Origin of the sequence: Nitrospirillum guanabarense (assembly GCF_034653355.1) — a bacterium.
GTDB lineage: Bacteria > Pseudomonadota > Alphaproteobacteria > Azospirillales > Azospirillaceae > Nitrospirillum.
Map to the genome: position 1 here is coordinate 533,261 of NZ_JAYEER010000002.1, position 17,905 is coordinate 551,165.

Annotated in this window: 12 protein-coding genes and 1 riboswitch; of the genes, 8 read left to right on the forward strand and 4 right to left on the reverse strand. The window is 64.1% G+C overall.

The window, feature by feature from the left end; all coding sequences use genetic code 11:
* Position 1: 1 nt before the first annotated feature.
* Genes UAA55_RS08915 through cobW form a run of 4 tightly spaced genes read right to left on the reverse strand, consistent with a single transcriptional unit; the run spans position 2 to position 6,770 of the window.
* Positions 2 to 667, reverse strand: coding sequence for a precorrin-8X methylmutase (locus tag UAA55_RS08915; protein WP_322952334.1), 666 nt, complete (start codon positions 665 to 667; stop codon positions 2 to 4).
* Between the two features lie 14 nt (positions 668 to 681).
* Complete coding sequence (cobG, locus tag UAA55_RS08920; protein WP_322952335.1) at positions 682 to 2,022, reverse strand: precorrin-3B synthase; 1,341 nt, start codon at positions 2,020 to 2,022, stop codon at positions 682 to 684.
* Positions 2,019 to 5,705 carry a cobaltochelatase subunit CobN gene (gene cobN, locus UAA55_RS08925; RefSeq protein ID WP_322952336.1) on the reverse strand — a complete coding sequence of 1,229 codons (3,687 nt, stop codon included), beginning with the start codon at positions 5,703 to 5,705 and terminating at the stop codon, positions 2,019 to 2,021. The genes cobG and cobN overlap by 4 nt, the downstream gene beginning before the upstream one ends.
* A 15-nt stretch (positions 5,706 to 5,720) precedes the next feature.
* Positions 5,721 to 6,770 (reverse strand): cobalamin biosynthesis protein CobW, encoded by a 1,050-nt coding sequence (gene cobW / locus UAA55_RS08930; RefSeq protein ID WP_322952337.1) that lies wholly within the window; start codon positions 6,768 to 6,770, stop codon positions 5,721 to 5,723.
* A 217-nt stretch (positions 6,771 to 6,987) separates the two neighbouring features.
* Positions 6,988 to 7,246, reverse strand: a riboswitch (cobalamin riboswitch).
* 497 nt (positions 7,247 to 7,743) lie between these two features.
* Here cobW and UAA55_RS08935 point away from each other — a divergent pair.
* The 8 genes from UAA55_RS08935 (at position 7,744) to UAA55_RS08970 (ending at position 17,880) form a co-directional block, all read left to right on the forward strand.
* Positions 7,744 to 9,495, forward strand: coding sequence for an FkbM family methyltransferase (locus tag UAA55_RS08935; RefSeq protein ID WP_322952338.1), 1,752 nt, complete (start codon positions 7,744 to 7,746; stop codon positions 9,493 to 9,495).
* A complete protein-coding gene (locus tag UAA55_RS08940; RefSeq protein ID WP_322952339.1) occupies positions 9,473 to 10,732 on the forward strand; it encodes a hypothetical protein in 1,260 nt (419 codons plus the stop codon). Before UAA55_RS08935 ends, UAA55_RS08940 begins: the two co-directional genes overlap by 23 nt.
* A 2-nt stretch (positions 10,733 to 10,734) precedes the next feature.
* Positions 10,735 to 12,330, forward strand: a complete 1,596-nt coding sequence (locus UAA55_RS08945; protein WP_322952340.1) for a glycosyltransferase family 2 protein — start codon at positions 10,735 to 10,737, stop codon at positions 12,328 to 12,330.
* 7 nt (positions 12,331 to 12,337) lie between these two features.
* On the forward strand, positions 12,338 to 13,300 hold the full coding sequence (locus UAA55_RS08950; protein ID WP_322952341.1) for a glycosyltransferase: 963 nt from the start codon (positions 12,338 to 12,340) through the stop codon (positions 13,298 to 13,300).
* A 48-nt stretch (positions 13,301 to 13,348) separates the two neighbouring features.
* Positions 13,349 to 15,028 (forward strand): glycosyltransferase family protein, encoded by a 1,680-nt coding sequence (locus UAA55_RS08955; RefSeq protein ID WP_322952342.1) that lies wholly within the window; start codon positions 13,349 to 13,351, stop codon positions 15,026 to 15,028.
* A gap of 539 nt (positions 15,029 to 15,567) precedes the next feature.
* The gene (rfbF, locus tag UAA55_RS08960; RefSeq protein ID WP_322952343.1) at positions 15,568 to 16,344 is read left to right on the forward strand and encodes a glucose-1-phosphate cytidylyltransferase; all 777 of its coding nucleotides are present in this window, start codon (positions 15,568 to 15,570) and stop codon (positions 16,342 to 16,344) included.
* Positions 16,338 to 17,453: a CDP-glucose 4,6-dehydratase gene (gene rfbG / locus UAA55_RS08965; RefSeq protein WP_322952344.1), complete on the forward strand. Its 1,116-nt coding sequence runs from the start codon at positions 16,338 to 16,340 to the stop codon at positions 17,451 to 17,453. Before rfbF ends, rfbG begins: the two co-directional genes overlap by 7 nt.
* Positions 17,437 to 17,880 (forward strand): dTDP-4-dehydrorhamnose 3,5-epimerase, encoded by a 444-nt coding sequence (locus tag UAA55_RS08970; protein WP_322952345.1) that lies wholly within the window; start codon positions 17,437 to 17,439, stop codon positions 17,878 to 17,880. The genes rfbG and UAA55_RS08970 overlap by 17 nt, the downstream gene beginning before the upstream one ends.
* The last annotated feature ends 25 nt before the right edge of the window (positions 17,881 to 17,905 follow it).

Consider the following 17,905-nt stretch of genomic DNA (forward strand, 5'->3'; position numbering starts at 1 on the left):
CTCACTCCCGGTCCGAGGCCAGGGCGTTGACCGCCGCCGCCGCCATGGCGCTGCCGCCGCGCCGGCCGGCCACGGCCAGGTAGGGCAGGGCCCAGGGGTTGGCGGCCAGCGCCTCCTTGCTCTCGGCCGCCCCGACGAAGCCCACGGGGAAGCCCAGGATGGCGGCGGGGCGCGGCGCGCCGGCCGCGATCATCTCCAGCAGGTGGAACAGGGCGGTGGGCGCGTTGCCGATGGCCACCACCGCGCCATCCAGGTGCGGGCGCCACAGCTCAAGAGCGGCGGCGGAGCGGGTGGTGGCCAGGTCCTGCGCCAGGGTGGGCACGGCGGGATCGGTCAGGGTGCAGATGACGGCGTTGTCGGCCGGCAGGCGGGCGCGGGTGACGCCATGCGCCACCATCTGGGCGTCGCACAGGATGGGCGCGCCGGCGCGCAAGGCCGTGCGGGCGGCCGTGCCCACATCGGCGGAGAACAGCAGGTGCTCGACCGTCTCGACCAGACCCGCCGCGTGGATAATGCGCACGGCCACGGCGCGCAGATCCTCCGGCAGATGGTCCAGCCTGGCCTCTTCCCGGATGATGGCGAACGACCGGGCGTAGATGGCGGCGCCATCGCGGATGTAATCGTACTGCGGGGGCTCGCCTTGGCTATGGGGCTCGGGACTGGACACGGGCGGGCTTTCCTCTACGCGACGACAGTGGCCTCGACCAGGGCGGCCACTGCGGCCGGCCCGCCCAGGCGGGTGATTAGGGCGGCTGGATCCTCATCCGCCCGCATCCGGTGGGTATAGACAGCTTCCAGCGCCGCCACCAGCGATGTCGCACGGGCCGGCGTCACGCCGCGCCATTGCGCCGCCCCGCCAGCAGGGGCCAGCAAGCCGACATCATAGGCCTGATCACCCCGCGCCGTCAGGATGACCAGCGCCGGCGCCGGATGGGCGCAGCCCTTGGCGCAGGCCGAGACATGGATATGCCCGCCCGCCAACAGGCGGGGCGCCACCTGGGCCAGCGCCAGGGCGTCGCCGCGCGCGTCTGTCAGTCCTGAGTCACAGGCACCGCGCCCGCTGCACGCCGACAGGGCCAGGCGGGGGTCGTCGGGTGCCAGGACGCCGCCCAGCGCGTGGATGGCATCGGCATCGACGCCGTCCCCCTCCAGCAGCAGGGCGCGCCAGGGCGTCAGCCGCAGCGTGGGCGTGAGATGGGCCAAGGTGGCCAGCGTATCGGCGTGCAGCCCGCCGAAGGGAAAGGCCACGCCCGTCCAGGCGGGCTGCCGGCCCAACAGGCGATGCGGCGCCGAACCGGGCAGGGCGATGTCGGTCGGCAGGGGGGCCAGGGGCACACGTCGGGCCAGGCCGGCCGTCCCTTCCGCCGCCACCAGGGTCGCCAGGCGCTTGTGCCGGCCGGCGGATAAATCCAGAAAGGCGCGGCCGAGCGTCAGGGCCGTTTCAGCCACCGCGTCGGCCCGGCAAGCGCCCAGGGTGGCGGCATCGTCCTGGTCGCCGCCCACCGCCACCCGGAACAGGGTGGTACCGGGCAGGGCGTCGAAGCGGATGTCGCCCACGGCGTCGGCCAGGGGCGCCCGCCCGCCGCCATTCAAGACGACGCTGAACTTGGCCGGCAGGGTCCACAGGTCGGGACGATTGGCCAAGGCCTCATCCAGGGCGCGCGCCAAGGGACGCACCGGGGCACATTCTGGATCCAACCCGCAGGTGGGACTGCACAGCACGTTGCGCACCCGCTCCGCCGCTGGATCGCCATTCACCAGGCCCAGGTCGCGCAGGGCGTCCAGCAGCGGGCCCAAGAGGGCATTGGTGACACCGCGGATCTGCAGGTTGGCCCGCTGGCTTAGATCCACCAAACCGTTACCGTGGCGCCGCGTCAGGTCGGCGACGGCCCTGGCCGTGGTCGCCGGCAGCGTGCCGCCAGGGATGCGCAGGCGCACCAGCAGGCCGTCGGCGACCTCCATGGGCACCAGGGCCCCTGGGCAGGCGCCGCGCACACGCGGCGGATTGATGGCGGCGGTCATGTCAGCTCCTCCCGCAGGCGGGCCAGATCCTCGGGCGTGGAGTTGCGCCGGGGGTGCCACAGGCCGCGCCGCAAAGCCTCATCGAACCGATCCAGGATCTGACGGGCGGCGTCGGGGTTGCTGTCGGCCAGAAAGGCCCAGGTCTCGCCGTCCGCCACATAGGCATCGAACAGGCTGTCGACCTGATGGGACTGCACGGCGCCGGCCAGGGCCGCCAGGGCCACGGCGCCATCCACCGTGCGCGCCAGGTTGGCGGCCCCGCTGTGGCCGTGCCGGCGTTGGCCGTCGATCCAGCGCGGGTTGGCGGCGCGGCCGCGCACCACCCGCGCCGCTTCTTCCGCCAAGGTGCGGGGCGTGATGCGCTCCGGCTCCGCGCTATCGACGTGGTAGAGGATGGGGTCGTTGCCCAGCAGGCCGGCGGCGGCGGCGAAGCCGCCCTGGAACTGGGTCATGCCGTCGTTGTCCAGCACGTCGGTCTCGCGCTGGTCCTGGATATGGACCAGCGCGTCGGCCAAGCCCACGCGGCGGCGGAACAGGGCGGGCAGCGCCACCCCGTCCAGGCCCAGGCCATAGGCGTGGCAGCCGGTGTCGAGATAGGCGGTGCCCAGCTGGTCGCGGGCCTGCCAATCGCCGGTGGCCAACGGTTGCGCCAGGCCGGTGCCATAGCCGCCAGGGGCGGCGCCGAAGACGCGGGCGGTCGCTCGGCGGTCAGCCTCCGCCCTATCCATGCCGCCGGCCACCAGGGCGTCGCGGTCGGCGCGCACGGCGGTGGCCAGGGGATTGACCGCGTCCGGCTCGTCCAGCCCGGCGACCTTGCGCGCCGCCTGGTCGAACAGGGCCAGCTGGGCCGGGAACATGTCGCGGAACAGGCCGGAGATGCGCAGGGTCACGTCCACCCGTGGGCGGCCCAGGACGGTGGCCGGCAACACCTCCACGCCCGTCACCCGGCCGCTGCCGGCCTCCCACAGGGGGCGCACGCCCATCAGGGCCAAGGCCTGTGCCAGTTCCTCCCCGCCGGTGCGCAGGGTGGGACTGCCCCAGCAGTCGACCACCAGCTGGCGGGGCCAATCGCCCTGGTCCTGCAGATGGCGGGTCAGCACCGCGTCCGCCCCCTTCCAGCCCAGGGCCCAGGCGCTGGGTGTGGGCACGGCGCGGGGGTCGATAGCGTAGAGGTTGCGGCCGGTGGGCAGCACATCGGCCCGGCCGCGCGCCGGCGACCCACCGGGGCCTGGGGCGACGAAGCGGCCGTCCAGGCCGGCCAGCAGGGCCGCCATCTCCGCCGGGCCGCTGGCCGCCAACGGGGGCGCCACCTCGGCCCGCAGAGTGGCCAGGACGGCTACGGCCCTTTGCCATTCCGGATACGGAACGATCTGGCCTGACACCAGCTCCCGCACCAGGCCATCCAGCGCCGCCCGCACCCGCCCAACGGAGGGACCGGTGCTCGTCCGCTCCGCCAGCAGGGCCGGCAGGGGATGGGGCCAGGGCGTGGCGGCGTCGCCTGTGAACAGATCCTCCAGCGTGCCGGCCAGGCCCAGGTCGCGGGCCAACGCCTCGGTCATGGATGGCTGATCACGGCGGGGAAAGCGCGCCATGGCGGCCAGGAAGGCGGCCTGGGCACCGTCGTCCGGCGCCGCCCCGAAGACATGCAGCCCATCGCGGATCTGCATCTCCTTGATGTCGCAAAGATGGGCGTCCAGTCGGGCCAGGGCCTCGTCGGGAAGGTCCCCCGTGGCCAGATCTGCCGGCAGGTTCAGGTCGCGGGTGACTCCGGCTTCCCAAGCCAGGTCGCGGATGCGGGCCCGCAGGGTGGGCAGGCGGCGCGGGTCCAGGCTCTGCGCCTGGGCGTATTCATCCAGCGCCTGCTCCAGGGCCGCCAAATCACCGTGCAGTCCCGCCGGAACCGGCGGCGGTGGCAGGTGCCCCACCAGCACGGCACCCAGGCGGCGCCGGGCCTGCACGCCCTCGCCTGGGTTGGTGGCGATGTAGGGGTAGAGGACGGGCAGGGGGCCGGCCAGCCGCTCCGGCCAGCAGTCGGCCGACAGCGCCACGGCCTTGCCCGGCAACCATTCCAGCGTGCCATGGGCGCCCACCTGCACCAGGGCATGGATGCCGGCGACATGGCGCAGCCAGAGGTGGAAGGCGGCGTAACCGTGGCTGGGTGGCGTGTCGGGATCATGATGGGCCGCGCTGTCGATGGCGCCATGCCCCCGGCTGGGCTGGACCGCCACCAGCACGTTGCCGCAGACCAGGACACGGAAGCGCAGGGCGCCGTCATGCGCCAGCGGATCGGCCGCAGGCGGGCCCCAGCGGTCGGTGATGGCGGCCAGCGCCGATGCATCCATCAGCCGGGCGTGCTCCGCGAAGCTCAGGCCCGGCGCGACGCCGTCGGTGGGACGGCGCAGGGCGGCCATCAGGGCCGCGCCGTCGGTCGGCACGTCCGTCACCCCATAACCGGCGCTCGCCAAGGCCGCCAGCATCGCCAGGGTGCTGGCCGGCGTGTCCAGGCCCAGGGCCAGGCCGGTGCCACCGCGGGCGGGATAGTCGGACAGCACCAGGGCCACGCGGCGCCTGGCCGGCGGGGCGGCGGCCAGGCGGGTCCAGGCGGCCGCCCTGTCGGCCAGCGCCTCCACCCGGTCGGAGCGGGGGCGGCTCAATACCGGGGCGTATTCCAGGGCGGGATCCCAGTCGGCCGCCGCCTTGAAGGCGATGGCGGGGCCCTGCAGACGGCCATCCATTTCCGGCAGCACCACGTTCATGGCGAGGTCGGCCGGGCCCAGGCCCGCGCGGGCCTTTTCCCATAGCGCCTCCGTGCCCGTGGACAGCACGGCCTGCAGCACCGGTACGCCGGCGGCATCCAGGGGCGATAAATCCTCCATACCCTGGCGGGCGGAGAAGCCGGTGGCGTTCAGCACCACGGCGGGCCGCAGGGCCGCCAGTTCGGCCGCCAGCCACTGGGCGGCCGGGCCCTCCTTCAGGCTGGCCGCGTAATAAAGATGGGGGGCCAGGCCGCGCCGGGCCAGGGCGTCGGCCAAGGCGTGCAGGGCGGCCAGGTTGCCGGCCTGCAGGTGCGAGCGGTAGAAGACCAGTGCGGCCGGCATGAGGGCGGGCGCCGGTGGTCGCCAGCCCTCATGCCGGCCATAGCGGGGCAGGGGCGTGGGCTCGTCCGCCAGCAGATCGGCCGGTGGCTGGTGGCCCAGCAGGCGGGCGGCTTGGGCAATGAGGCGGGCCATGTTCTCGGGCCCGCCTTCCACGAAGCAGCGCCACAACCGGCGGGCGTCGGCCGGATCCACGGTGCAGGCGGCGTCCAGGCTGGGATCGGCCTTGGCCTCGCCGGGCAGCACGGCCAGGGCAATGTCATAGGCTCGGCAGGCCTCCGCCATCTGTTCCAGCCCATAGCGCCAGTAGGCCGCCCCGCCGTTCAGGCGCAGCACCACCAGCCGGGCCCGGGACACCACCGCCTCGACATACATGTCGACGGACAGGGGGTGGCCCAGGCGCATCAGGCTGGCCAGGCGCAAGGTCGGCCGCCAGGCGGCATCCCCCAGGGCGTGGTAGGCGGCGGCCACGGCCGACAGGTCGCTGTCGGAAAAGGACAGCAGCACGCAGTCCGCCGGCGTCTGCCCCAAATCCTCGGCTTGGGGGGACGCCAGCAGATCCTCGGCCTGGGTGGGCAGCAGATGCATGGGATGCGATCGGGCTTAGGCGGCCAGCGCCGCCTCGATGGCGGCCCGGTCCAGGCCGGTCTCGCCGATCACCACCAGGCGGCTGCGCCGCGCCTCATCCGGTGCCCACAGGCGGTCATAGCTGGCTTGGACGCGGCCGCCCACACCCTGGATCAGCAGGCGCATGGGCTTGCCCGGCACGTCGACGAAACCCTTCAGGCGCAGGATGCCGAAGCGTTGGGCCATCTCACCCAAGCGGCGGACCAGGGCCTCGGGGTCGGCCTGGGACGGCAGCTCGGCCACGAAGCTGGTGAAGTCGTCATGGTCGTGCTCTTCCTCGCCGTCATGGTGGCTGACGCGGGCGTCCAGGTCGGCCTCGGCCGCAGCCGACAGGCCCAGCAGCACGTTGGGGTCGACATCGCCATGGGCCACGCGCACCAGGGGCGGCGCGGTGGGGCGCAAAGCCTTCACCGTGTCGGCCACCGCGGCCAAGTCGGCCTCGTCCACCAGATCGGTCTTGCTGACCAGGATCAGGTCGGCGCAGAGCACCTGGTCCTCGAACACCTCCCGCACCGGGGTCTCATGCTCCACCGTGGCGTCACCGGCCTCCATGGCCGCCTTTTGGCGGGCCAGGGCCTCGGCATCCGGCGCGAAGCGACCTTCGGCCACGGCATCGGCCGCCACCACCGCCACCACGCCGTCCACGGTGACGCGCGAGCGCACGGCCGGCCAGGTGAAGGCGCGTACCAGTGGCTTGGGCAGGGCCAAGCCGCTGGTCTCAATGATGATGTGATCCGGCGGATCGGCCCGGTTCAGCAGCGTTTCCAGCGCCGGCACGAAGTCATCGGCCACGGTGCAGCACAGGCAGCCGTTGGCCAGCTCGATCACCCGATCTTCCGGGCAGGCCGCGTCGCCGCAGCCCTTGAGCACGGCGCCGTCCACACCGACATCGCCGAACTCATTGATGATGAGGGCCAGGCGACGGCCGCCCGGATTCTGCAGCAGGCCGCGGATCAACGTGGTCTTGCCGGCACCGAGGAAACCGGTGATGACGGTGGCGGGGATCTTGGGCGAAGGGGCGGGCATGGGGCGTGGCTTTCGGACATGGGAGGGTGGGGCGGCGTCCCTCGAACGGACGCCGCGCGGTCAACGGCGCCGGTGTGTCGTCAACGGTGACGATAAGGAAACGACGGACGGGGGCTGGCCGCGGATGGGACGCAGCAGGGGAACTCCAGGCCGGCGGCCGGAAATGAGGTAGGGCTTCACAATCGACTCCCTGTTTTCGCCATCCCCGGCGAACCAGAAATATACCAAGGCCACGGCAGGTTTCCTGGCTTGCGGTTCAGGGCGCGGGCCCAGCCTTCCCACCCCCGGGCCCAGCTTCCGGAGACAGTGGCGGTTCCGTCTGGCGCCCATCCACATGGGAGACCAGATGGCGGACCAACACTTACCGCGTACAGTTGCGGGGGCAGCTCCGGCCTTGAACCGGATTCCCGATTATCCCCGATCACCGGCCGGTTGCGTGGGCCAGCGAACGAGGCACCGTCGCTGTCGCCGAAAGTGTGCCGAGTGGGGATAGGGATCAATGGTTTTCTTGAGCGCCGATCTGTTTCTATAGGGCTGGCGCACGCCGCTTGGCCGGTCTCACGGTGGAACCCCCTGCCCGAAGCGGTGGCGAGTGTCATATTGGAGCCGTTTATAGTAAGATTGACCATCCTGCTGGAATGGGATGCGCGGGCGGCTCGATGACCAGGGCCTGTCGGAATCGGGCGCGTCGTGCCGTTCTTCGCCCGTCGTCATGATGCGCTTCCGGACCAAGGGGCGGGCTTTCCTGTCGATGGCCGCCGGAGCGTTTTCCGGGACTGGTTGTGCCATGGGCATGACTTATGCTATGCAATTTAAGTGATATTTATTCTGTTTTGTATATTGCCTCCATTCATGGCGTGTTGACATATGGGCGCGTGTCAAAGAAGTGAAGGTATCGCGACCGAAGGATTTTAAGGTGTGAATATAAGCTGGCGGGGAAGCAGTGTTAGTTCTCGGGTAAATGGGGCCAGTCATGAAGTTTGATTTATTGGGATCCTTCAAGCGGCCGTTGTCCGCAGCGGCCGCTCAGAAAATGGCCCAAGAGATATGGGATGAAAGCGCCCCGATCCGGCGTGCGCTGGTTGACAACAGCGCAAGTATTCTTGGTGATGTTGAGGCGCGTTGCGGCCTGATGAAGTATTTTATTCAGGACGATCCTATTGGGCGTAGTCTTGAACAATACGGGGAGTGGGCGCAGCAGGAGGTAAATCTTCTGTCCTCTCTTGTGGCGCGGGGCGCCTGTTGTGTTGATGTTGGTGCCAACATTGGCTACCATAGTAGGTCTCTCGCCCAGGCTATCGGCGTGGGGGGGCGTGTGATGGCGTTTGAGGCGAATCCCCTGACTGCGGCTGTTCTCAGAATGAACGCGCAGGGTGTGCCTGGACTGGAGGTCTACCCCTTCGCCTTGGCGGAGTCGGTGCGGAAGGTCCGTCAGCGTATCGTCATGCGTGGCTTGAAAAAATTCAACGGGGGCAGCTTCAGGATAGGGGCGGAGGTCACGCCTGAAGGCGACGCAGTGATTGACCGGGAAATGGACATTTCCCTGGTAGCTCTTGATGGTCTGTCGCTTGACCGACTTGATTTAATGAAAATTGACGCCGAAGGGATGGAAGTGCCAATTCTCCTTGGCGCTGTTAATACAATTAACAGGCTGTCTCCATATCTTTATATTGAGTGCAATACTGTAAATGATTTCTTCCAGATTTCTCCGGTGCTGAAGAAGTTGCCAGGGTATCGCTGGACACTTTGCCAATTTAAGCCATTCTCTGTGGGGAACTTCAAACGTAACGAAGACGTTCCTTTCAGCTACGCGACCGAGACGGCTTTGGTGGGGTGTCGCGAGGACCGCTGGCAAGAACTTCAGTCCAAGCTTGAGGCCCAGACCATTCCCAACGTTCCCGCAGATAACCTGAGCGCGGTCGCCGCCGGCATTCTAGCCGCCCCCCGCTACCACGATAAGTCGCCGATCCAGCGGGATCCGGCGAAGCTGATGGCGCGCCTTGAGGAACTGGAGCGGCAGTTGAAGGCGGCGCAAGGCGCGCTGGAGGCCGAGCAGGCGGTGTCGCGAAAGGCGCGTGAGGCGGGGCAGGCCGAAACGGCGCTGCGCAAGGTCTATTCCGAGCGTGTGGAGTATCTGATCGCGCAGACCTCCGCCCTGGCGGGGCAAGTGGCGAAAGCCTCTCTCCTGACCGCCGAGAGGCGTCTGCTGACCGATCGGGTGGCCGCCTTGGAGGGGGAGCGGAACACGCTGCAGGATGCGCAGGCGGCGTTGGCCGAGCGTCATGCGGCGCTTGAGCGGGCGTCCCAGGATATCTCGATCATCCAGCCCCTGTCGGAAGCGGTGGCGGGTGCCGAACAGGATGCCGGCCTTGAGCCCACCGACTCGCCCGGGATGACCTCCCTGCCGATGGCTCTTGAGGTCTTGGCCGGCCGCATGCAGGCCGTGACGCGCGCGTTCGCCTTGGCGGCTCAAGGGCAGAGCAGGCGGATTGCGGAATTGGAGCGCGATCTCGGCCGGGAAGGGGCGGAGCTGAACGCCGCCCGGATGTTGCTGCAGGACCTGTCTGCGACGATCCCAGGTGTCCAGGATGGCGCCGCGGGCGCAGGTGACACAGAAGAGGCCGCCCAAGAGAATGGATTCGATTCCCCCCTCCTGAAACGAGATCCTAGCGCTTGCGAATGCGGCCCGGGCGGCCAAGTCGATGCCGGCGGCCCCGGCCGCTGATGAGGTGGTGCATGGGACCGTCGTGGAGCAGTCCGAGCAGCCGCAACTCATGGCGCTGGAGGTCATGAAGGCCTATGGGCAGTTGCAGGAGGGACGATATCAGGAGCAGGCAGACCAGTTGACCCTTTTGGTCGAGGAGCGGGACGCGTTGCGTGCGGAGCTACGCCAAGCGCGGGAGGAGTTGGTTCGGCTTACGGCCACCAACACCAACGCGCTGCGGGCCCTGACCCAGTTCGGGCACCGCCACGGCATGGTGGAGGATGGAACGGAGGACGACCAGAGCCAGGACTTGGCCCTCCAGGAGGTTGCCGCCCTGCCGTCGCCTGAGCGCGTGTCCCTGGCGCTGTCCAAGAAGCTGACCCATTTCATGGAGTGGGCCGGTCGGCAGGCGGAGGAGAGGACGGGACTGCCGGCGGTCGCTGCGGCCAAATCCTATGCTGTCCTGCAGGAAGGCCGCTACGGAGAGTTGGCGGACCAGTTCTCGCAGATGAGGGACGATCGCGATCATTGGCGCCATCACGTCGAAGAGCTGCAGGCCACGTTGACTGAGGTTGGTGGCTTGGCGTCGATCAGTCTGGATGCTTTGACCCGGTTCGAGCAGGCGGTTCTGGTGTCGCATGGCGGGGGTGCTGGCCACGTTCCCGCGCTGGTCGAGGCGGACCTGATCGACGACGACGCCTCCGTCCAGCGGGCGATGCGCGCCTTGGCTGGCAAGGTCAACGCCCTGTTGCTGCAGGCGCATCAGTTGAAAAAAGCGGAGCCGGAGAACGAGACGCTCGCCATGTCCCTGATGGCGTCCAAGTCTTACGCCCTTATGCAGGAAACCCGTTATTCGGAGCTGCTGGACGAGTTGGCGGATATCCGGGAACGACAAGAGGCTGGGGCCCGGCAGATGAACGACCTGCAGTACGCGCTGGTGGAACTGCTTGCGATCAATCGCCTCAATGTCGATGCCGTCGTGCGGCTTGGCGACATGCTGAGTGTCGACGTGCCCGATGTGGGCTCGGGCGGCTCTCCGGATGCCTCTCAGGCAACCGTCGCGGCGTTGAGGAATTCCATGGCGGTTTTGTCCGCGTTCATTCCTCCGATTGCGCTGGCGGTGCAGCAGCTTCAGTTCAAGGCTGAAGTTGAAGCGCGCGTGGATTTCCAGCGTAAGTCAAGAGAACGGTATGCATTGGCGTGCCAGGTATTTCAAACAATGGACATTTTTACTACCGATAGTGCGTTTGGAGGTTGAGTATGCATACCTACCATCAATTGCCTGACGATTTTGATTCGTTGACTTATCTTCGGCTTAACCCCGACGTTGTTGGACAAAACCCTTCCATACACTATATCCGGCATGGACGGGCGGAGGGGCGTGTCTATATCGATGAGCTGGACAACTCGCCAACCGTGATCTCGCAAATTCGAGAAGTGTTTTCCCCAACCGACTATTTATTGATAAATAGTGATGTGAATGGCGCCGGCATTGACGCCTGGATTCATTTTGTTTCCATGGGAATTTTTGAAAAAAGAGGATTTAGTCCCTATTTGGATCCTGTCTTCTATCTGGAAAATTACAACGACGTCGCCAACGCCGGCATCAATCCCTATGTCCATTATTTCACGGCCGGCATGGGTGAGGACCGCACGCCGTCTCCGCTGTTCTCGCCGCAATGGTATCGTGACACCTATCTGCGCGATGAGCCGGAATGGCACACCAAGCCCCTGTTGCACTTCCTGAGCATTGGCCGCGCCACGGGATACCGGCCGTTCCCCTCGCTCATGCCGGTGTTGACGGCGAAGGGTGGATCGGTGGCGCTGCCCACGAAGACGCCGCGGCGCGGTGGTCGCCCCAATGTCGCGGTCGTCATACCGATTTATCGGGGGTACGAGGAAACCAAGGCCTGCATCGAGGCGGCGCTGGCGGCCCGCAACGCGGTGCCGTGCACCCTGATCCTTGTCGATGACCGGGGGGGTGACGAGCGCATCACCGCCTATCTGCAGACCATACAATCCTTGCCCAATGTCGTTTTGCTGACCAATCCGCGGAACTGGGGTTTCGTGCGCTCGGTCAATCTGGGTATGGCGGTCTCCGACCCTTATGACGTGGTGCTGCTAAACAGCGACGCCGTCGTGGGCGATGGTTGGCTGGATCAACTACAGGGGGTGGCCTACAGCCGAGAAACGATCGGCCTGGTGCATCCACTGTCCAACAACGCCTCGGTCTTCTCACTGCGATGCTGGTCTGACGAGATGGCGGCCGTCCCGCTATCGGACAAGGCGGCCAAGGTGACGGCGGTCAACCAGGCGCTGATGACGGAATTCGCGGGGCAATCCTTGCCGGCGCCAACGGGACACGGCTTTTGCCTGTACATCAAGCGTTCGGTGCTGGCGAAGGTCGGCCTGTTCGATGAGCGCGCGTTCGGCAAGGGCTATGGCGAGGAAGTGGACTTCTCCTGCCGGGCGCAGATCGCCGGCTGGGACTCGGTCGTGGCCCTCGACACCTACGTTTATCATGAGGGTAGCGTCAGCTTCGGTAATTCGGCGGAACTACGCAAACTGACGGCGTCCGGCATCATCAATAACCGCTATCCGACCTTTCACAATAATGTCCTGCGCTTCATCGAAGAGCGCATGATCGAAATCCCTGGACTTCACGCTTCAGGTCAGGTCCGGCTCGGCGGGGCTCAGCGGCACGACCCTTTTCGTCACGCACCAGCGGGGCGGTGGAATTCGGCGCTTCGTCAACGAACGGGTGGAGCTTCTGCTGGCCAACGGCGGCCGGGCGCTGGTGCTCAGTCCGCGGGTCGAGGGCTCCGGTGTCCTGGATCTCCGCATCCGGACCCATGACAAGGATGTGTCCTACACCATTCCGAGTTGCGGGGCGTCTGAGGACGGGCAGTTTCTGGCCCATCTCGCCGCCCTTGCCAATGTGACGGCCGTGGAGATCCACAGTCTGGTGGGGTTCACGCCCGAGATGTGGCGTTTGCTGTCCGGCGGTCTGGATTTGCCGCGGGCCGACTTCTATGTCCATGATTATCATACGCTGTGCCCGCGCATTAACCTGTTCAGCCAGGGGCGTTTCTGTCACGTTCCCGGCACCGACGCCTGCGACACATGCCTGGTCGCCCGCCCATTGGCGGCCACCTACGGTTTGCCGACAGAGCTTTGGCGGCAGCAGGGACATGACCTGCTCGCGCATGCGCGGGCGGTGATCGCCCCCAGTGTCGATGCCCAACGGCGCCTGCAGCAGACCTATACCGACATCACGGTCACGATGCGTGGCCACGAGGAAAGCCCCGCGCTGACGCGCCGCCGGCAGATCGTGCGTACCCGGCAGCTGGACGAACACGCGCCGCTGGTGGTGGGTGTCATCGGGGGAATCAGCCAGGAAAAGGGTGCCAACCTGCTGGATGAGATTTCCTTGCTGATCGAGAAGAGGGGCCTGCCGATCAAACTGGTGGTGATCGGCTACACGTCGAGCCGTGATCTGGCGAAGCGCTGCATCGTCACCGGCCGTTATGAGGAGGATGCGCTTCAGCAACTCATCAACGAGCATGGGATTGGGCTGGCGCTGTTCCCGGCGCTCTGGCCCGAAACCTACTCTTACACCCTGAGCGCGGCGCTGGATGCGCAATTGCCCATCCTGGCGACGGACTTGGGGGCTTTCGCCGAGCGCCTGGCGGAGCGGCCCTATTCCTGGATCATCTCGGCTGATGCCAGCGCCGACCAGTTTTTGGCCGCCATGCTGGCCATTCGTGATCTCGCGACGGGGAATGGCAACGTTTCGGCGGAGCACAACCTCGCCCTCATCGGCTAAGAAGAGGGATATGGTGCGATTGGTCGTGGACGCGAAGAACGGTGTTTCTTGATGGTTGACGGAACCGCGATCGAAGGCGGGGCAAAAGTTGTCGCCGTCCATATCGAATCCATTCAGGGTTTGGTCTGTTATGGATGGATTGGGCTGGATGGCACCGCGTTTGCGGATAGCTATGCCTTGACCTTGCGCCGTGGTGACGAGGTCCTTGGCGAGGGGTGGGCGCGGGGGCGGCGCACCGATGTCGAGCGCGCGCGCGGGTGTGGATGGGGATTGGCGTTCCAGGTGCCGCTGGACAGCCGTATCCTGGATTACCTCGATCAGCCCTTGGGCCTTGCCGTCGAGGGCGCTGGATCCATTCAGGTGGCCCTTACGCTTCCGCCGTTCGCCCTGGGGCATTTGAAGGCGGTGCGTGAGTTGGATTATTGGAATCCTGCCGCGGTCGCCCCCACCAAGCTGGGGATGCCGCGTAACGCCGAGGATGTCGCGAACCGGACCATACTCTACGTCATCCATGATGCGGAGGGGGGAGCCGTCGCCACCAGCCAGGATTTGGCCCTGATGGTCGCACGCCGGGCTCGCGTCTTCATGCTGCGCTGCGGCCGGACGCAGTGGCGGCTGGAAACGGCGGTCGTCGATGACGGTGATGACGGCATTGCCGTCTCCCGGTTGGACGAGGTCGAGACGATCGAGTTTGAGCGGCCCTGGGCCCAGCACATCCTGCCCGATGAGTCACGCGTGGCGGCCCTGCAACGGATTGTCCAGACCCTCCGACCGGATGTGGCTCATGTCCGGTCGGTTATTTATTTCTCGCCGGAATTGCTGGTGCATTTGCGCCCCTTCGTGCCGCGGCTGATCTTCTCGGCGCACGATTTTATCGCCCTTTGCCTCAACGGGTTCCTGTTTAATGGCGACAACAAGTTCTGCGGCGGTGACTGCGGTGGCGGGACCAAGCGGTGCTTGCCCGCGGACTTGGATGATTCCGCGCCCCCTTTGCGGGGGAAGTCGGTGTACCTTTGGCGCGCCCGTTGCCTCGCCGCACTGGATCACGTGGATGCCGTTGTGGTGACATCGCAGACCACGATCGACGTCTTCCAGTCCTATGTGTCAGCCGAAATCCTGGCCAAGTTCCATATCATTGAGCATGGCCGGAGTGCCGCCGACTGGCCCGACAAAGGGGCGGCCAGGCCGCCCACGCCGTTGGCGACCGAAGCGCCGTTCCGCATCGTGCTGGTCGGGGCTATTAACGAGGCCAAAGGTGCCCTTTTGGTGCAGGACCTATCCAAGGCCGTGGCGGGTGGAGGGTTTGACGCGGAAATCCATGTCGTCGGGTATATGAGCCTGCTTATAAGCCAATCGCGCAGCGTGGTTTACGGCCCCTATTCACGGGGGCGTCTGCCCTCGATCCTGGACCGGATCGCGCCTACGGTGGGTTTGGTTCCGGTCCAGTGGCCGGAAACCTATTCCCATGTCGTTACCGAGCTGGCCATGTCGAACATTCCCATGATCGCCTCGAACTTCGGCGCGGTGGGGGAGCGGGTACATGCTCATAATTTGGGGTGGGTGCTGCCCGAGATGACGGTTGAGTCCATCATCGAACTGGTAAATCGCCTCAAGGCCAATCCCGGAGAACTGGAGGCACGCCAGCAGGCTGTTCGGCGTTATCGTTGTCGCTCTGAAGAGAGAATGGCTGAAGATTATATCGATCTATACAATCCTATGTCGAAGTGACCGGCCGGGGCGCCGCAGCCTAACCGACTCTAACAGAATGCCAGGTGGCTTGATCGAGTTTCCCGGTGTCGTTCAGACCGGCAGCAGTTGACGCTATGGGCCGTGGGGGCTTACTGATTTATCCGACTCAGGAGCTTGGAACCTTGGTGTCAGTTAGCGAAGGGCAGAATTTTCTGTCGGGGGCGAGGAGGTTTAGCTTGAGATAAGGCAGTTGATCGAATATTACAATACATATTAATTCTACATAAGGTGGGCAGATCGCTAGATATGTTCTGAATTTATTACCGTTAAGTTGCCCTTCTGTGTCTAGGAGGCCCAAAAGGGCGACTTTGTGAGTATAAAACGCCAAAGTCAATTCGAGGTTCATATTATTAAATTGGGCATTTCTTAAAAGTGAAAGAAATATAAAGTCAGTATATTATAGATTTTGCACTGAAGTAAAGGGTTTGAGCGGGCAACAACTCATGGTGGAATTAAATAATTTTGGGTTTATTTTTTCAATTTGCCCAGGAAAACTGGGTTAGTCTGATGGAGCTATTATGTCTATACCGGTTGTGTTGTTGGCGGGTGGCCTGGGGACGCGACTGCGCGAAGAGACGGAGGCGAAGCCGAAGCCGATGGTAGAAGTTGGCGGGTATCCAATTCTGTGGCACATAATGAAGACTTATGCCCATTACGGATATGATGAATTCGTCGTGTGTCTCGGTTATAAAGGCCATGTGATCAAGGAATTTTTCCTAGATTACAAGGCGCGTCAAGGGGGCATGTCCATTGACCTTGCTTCGGGCGTCGTTGAGATGCACGGTAATGAGGCCGGCGAAAACTGGACTGTGCATCTTTTAGAGACGGGTCAAGATACCATGACAGGTGGGCGTATCAAGCGCGCGGCGAATTTCCTGGGGCGTCGCCGTTTCATGGCGACCTATGGCGATGGGGTGGCCAATATCGACGTCAATGCTCTGGTCAAATTCCACGAAAAACACGGTCAAAAGGCGACCCTGTCAGCCGTCCGGCCGCCCGCTCGCTTCGGTGGTCTGACCATAAAAGGCGACAAGATTGCTACCTTCAATGAAAAGCCCTTACTGGGCGAAGGCTGGATCAACGGCGGGTACATGGTTTTCGAGCCCGAAGTCGCCGATTACATCGAAAACGATGTAACAGTTCTAGAGCGGGCGCCGCTTGAGCGTCTGGCCAATGAAGGCGAACTTATGGCCTACCGTCACGACAAGTTCTGGCAATGCATGGATACAGTCCGTGACCTTACGTTCCTTAGGGAGCAATGGGATAGCGGCTCCGCTAACTGGAAAGTGTGGTAATTCTGATGATGTTTGCTGGAGCATATCAGGGAAAACGTGTTCTGGTGACAGGACATACCGGCTTCAAGGGAAGCTGGATGACTTCGTGGCTGGTCCGTATGGGCGCCGAGGTTTGTGGTTATTCTGACGGTGTCCCCACCAAGCCGTCCCTCTTCGAAGATGCATGTCTGGCCTCGCTCATTCGTCACGAAATTGGAGACGTGCGGGATGCCGAAAGAGTCCGGCAACTTATTTTGGACTTCCGCCCGGACTTTGTTTTTCACCTGGCGGCCCAGGCCATTGTTTCGAACTCTTATTCCGATCCGTTACATACAATCGGCGTCAACGTGATGGGGACAGCTTGTGTGCTGAACTCGCTCCGGGAGGTCACTTGGCCCTGCGTTGCGGTTATAATCACTAGCGATAAGGCATATTTCAACGTTGAATGGCTCTGGGGTTACAGGGAAAACGACCGTCTTGGGGGTAAGGATGTTTATAGTGCCTCCAAGGGCGCGGCAGAAGTGATTTTCTCGTCTTACTGGTATTCTTACTTCTCGAAGACAGAATGCCCGGTACGACTGGCGACTGCGAGGGCGGGCAATGTCATCGGCGGCGGCGACTGGGCTCCGGACCGCATCGTGGCGGACTGTGTCCGAGCCTGGAAAGCCAAGCAGTCCGTGCAAATTCGTAGCCCACGCGCAACGCGGCCATGGCAGCATGTGCTCGAACCCCTGAGCGGCTATCTGCAACTTGGGGCGCGCTTAGTTGCGGACGATAGATTCAACGGTGAGAGTTATAATTTCGGCCCCAAGGCCGAGCAAAATGCGACTGTGGTCGAACTTCTATCGGATCTCGCGGGCATCTGGGGCTTTGAGAGTTCGGATGATGCTTATGTCGTCACCAACGATATCCCATTCCATGAGGCGGGTCTTCTAAAGCTCAATATCGACAAGGCGATGGCTGAGTTGAAGTGGATGCCCACCCTGAACTACGAAGAATGTGTCGACTTTACCGGTTCATGGTATCGTGACGTTGTTAAGAATGGCGGTAGCGCGTCGGAAATTACGGCACGGGACATTGCTTTCTATGAGAATAAAGCTGGAGAACGCGGCTGTGTCTGGGCAAAGTGATACTGGTCTGAGCGCGATTTATCGCCCGCTGAAACGTATCCCAGTCACAACGGGAGATGTTTTGCATGGATTAAAAGCAAGTTCTGATGAGTATTTTGGATTCGGAGAAGCATATTTTTCTTGTGTTCTAGAAAAGGCCATAAAAGGCTGGAAGAAACATATGGAAATGACGCTTAACCTTATCGTAATAAAGGGAGAGGTTCGCTTTTTGGTTCACAATGAAACCGAAGGAACTTATTCCATCTTCCAGATGACCCCGGATCGTGGTGATAGTTACGGGCGGCTGACGGTGCCGCCTGGCCTATGGGTCGCTTTTGGCGGTGTGGCTCCAGGCGAAAGTATTTTATTAAATATAGCCAGTATGGAACACGATCCGGCTGAGGCAGTTACAGTTCCGTTAGACGCGTTTACATGGTCGTGGATGTAATATTAGCTTATCACCGGGTGCGATC

What these genes read in the sequence shown, in the direction of transcription:
- cobN (WP_322952336.1), bottom strand. Translation starts at nt 5,705, where the DNA reads ATGCATCTGCTGCCCACCCAGGCCGAGGATCTGCTGGCGTCCCCCCAA.
- UAA55_RS08935 (WP_322952338.1), top strand. Translation starts at nt 7,744, where the DNA reads ATGAAGTTTGATTTATTGGGATCCTTCAAGCGGCCGTTGTCCGCAGCG.
- cobW (WP_322952337.1), bottom strand. Translation starts at nt 6,770, where the DNA reads ATGCCCGCCCCTTCGCCCAAGATCCCCGCCACCGTCATCACCGGTTTC.
- UAA55_RS08940 (WP_322952339.1), top strand. Translation starts at nt 9,473, where the DNA reads ATGCCGGCGGCCCCGGCCGCTGATGAGGTGGTGCATGGGACCGTCGTG.
- cobG (WP_322952335.1), bottom strand. Translation starts at nt 2,022, where the DNA reads ATGACCGCCGCCATCAATCCGCCGCGTGTGCGCGGCGCCTGCCCAGGG.
- UAA55_RS08945 (WP_322952340.1), top strand. Translation starts at nt 10,735, where the DNA reads ATGCATACCTACCATCAATTGCCTGACGATTTTGATTCGTTGACTTAT.
- rfbF (WP_322952343.1), top strand. Translation starts at nt 15,568, where the DNA reads ATGTCTATACCGGTTGTGTTGTTGGCGGGTGGCCTGGGGACGCGACTG.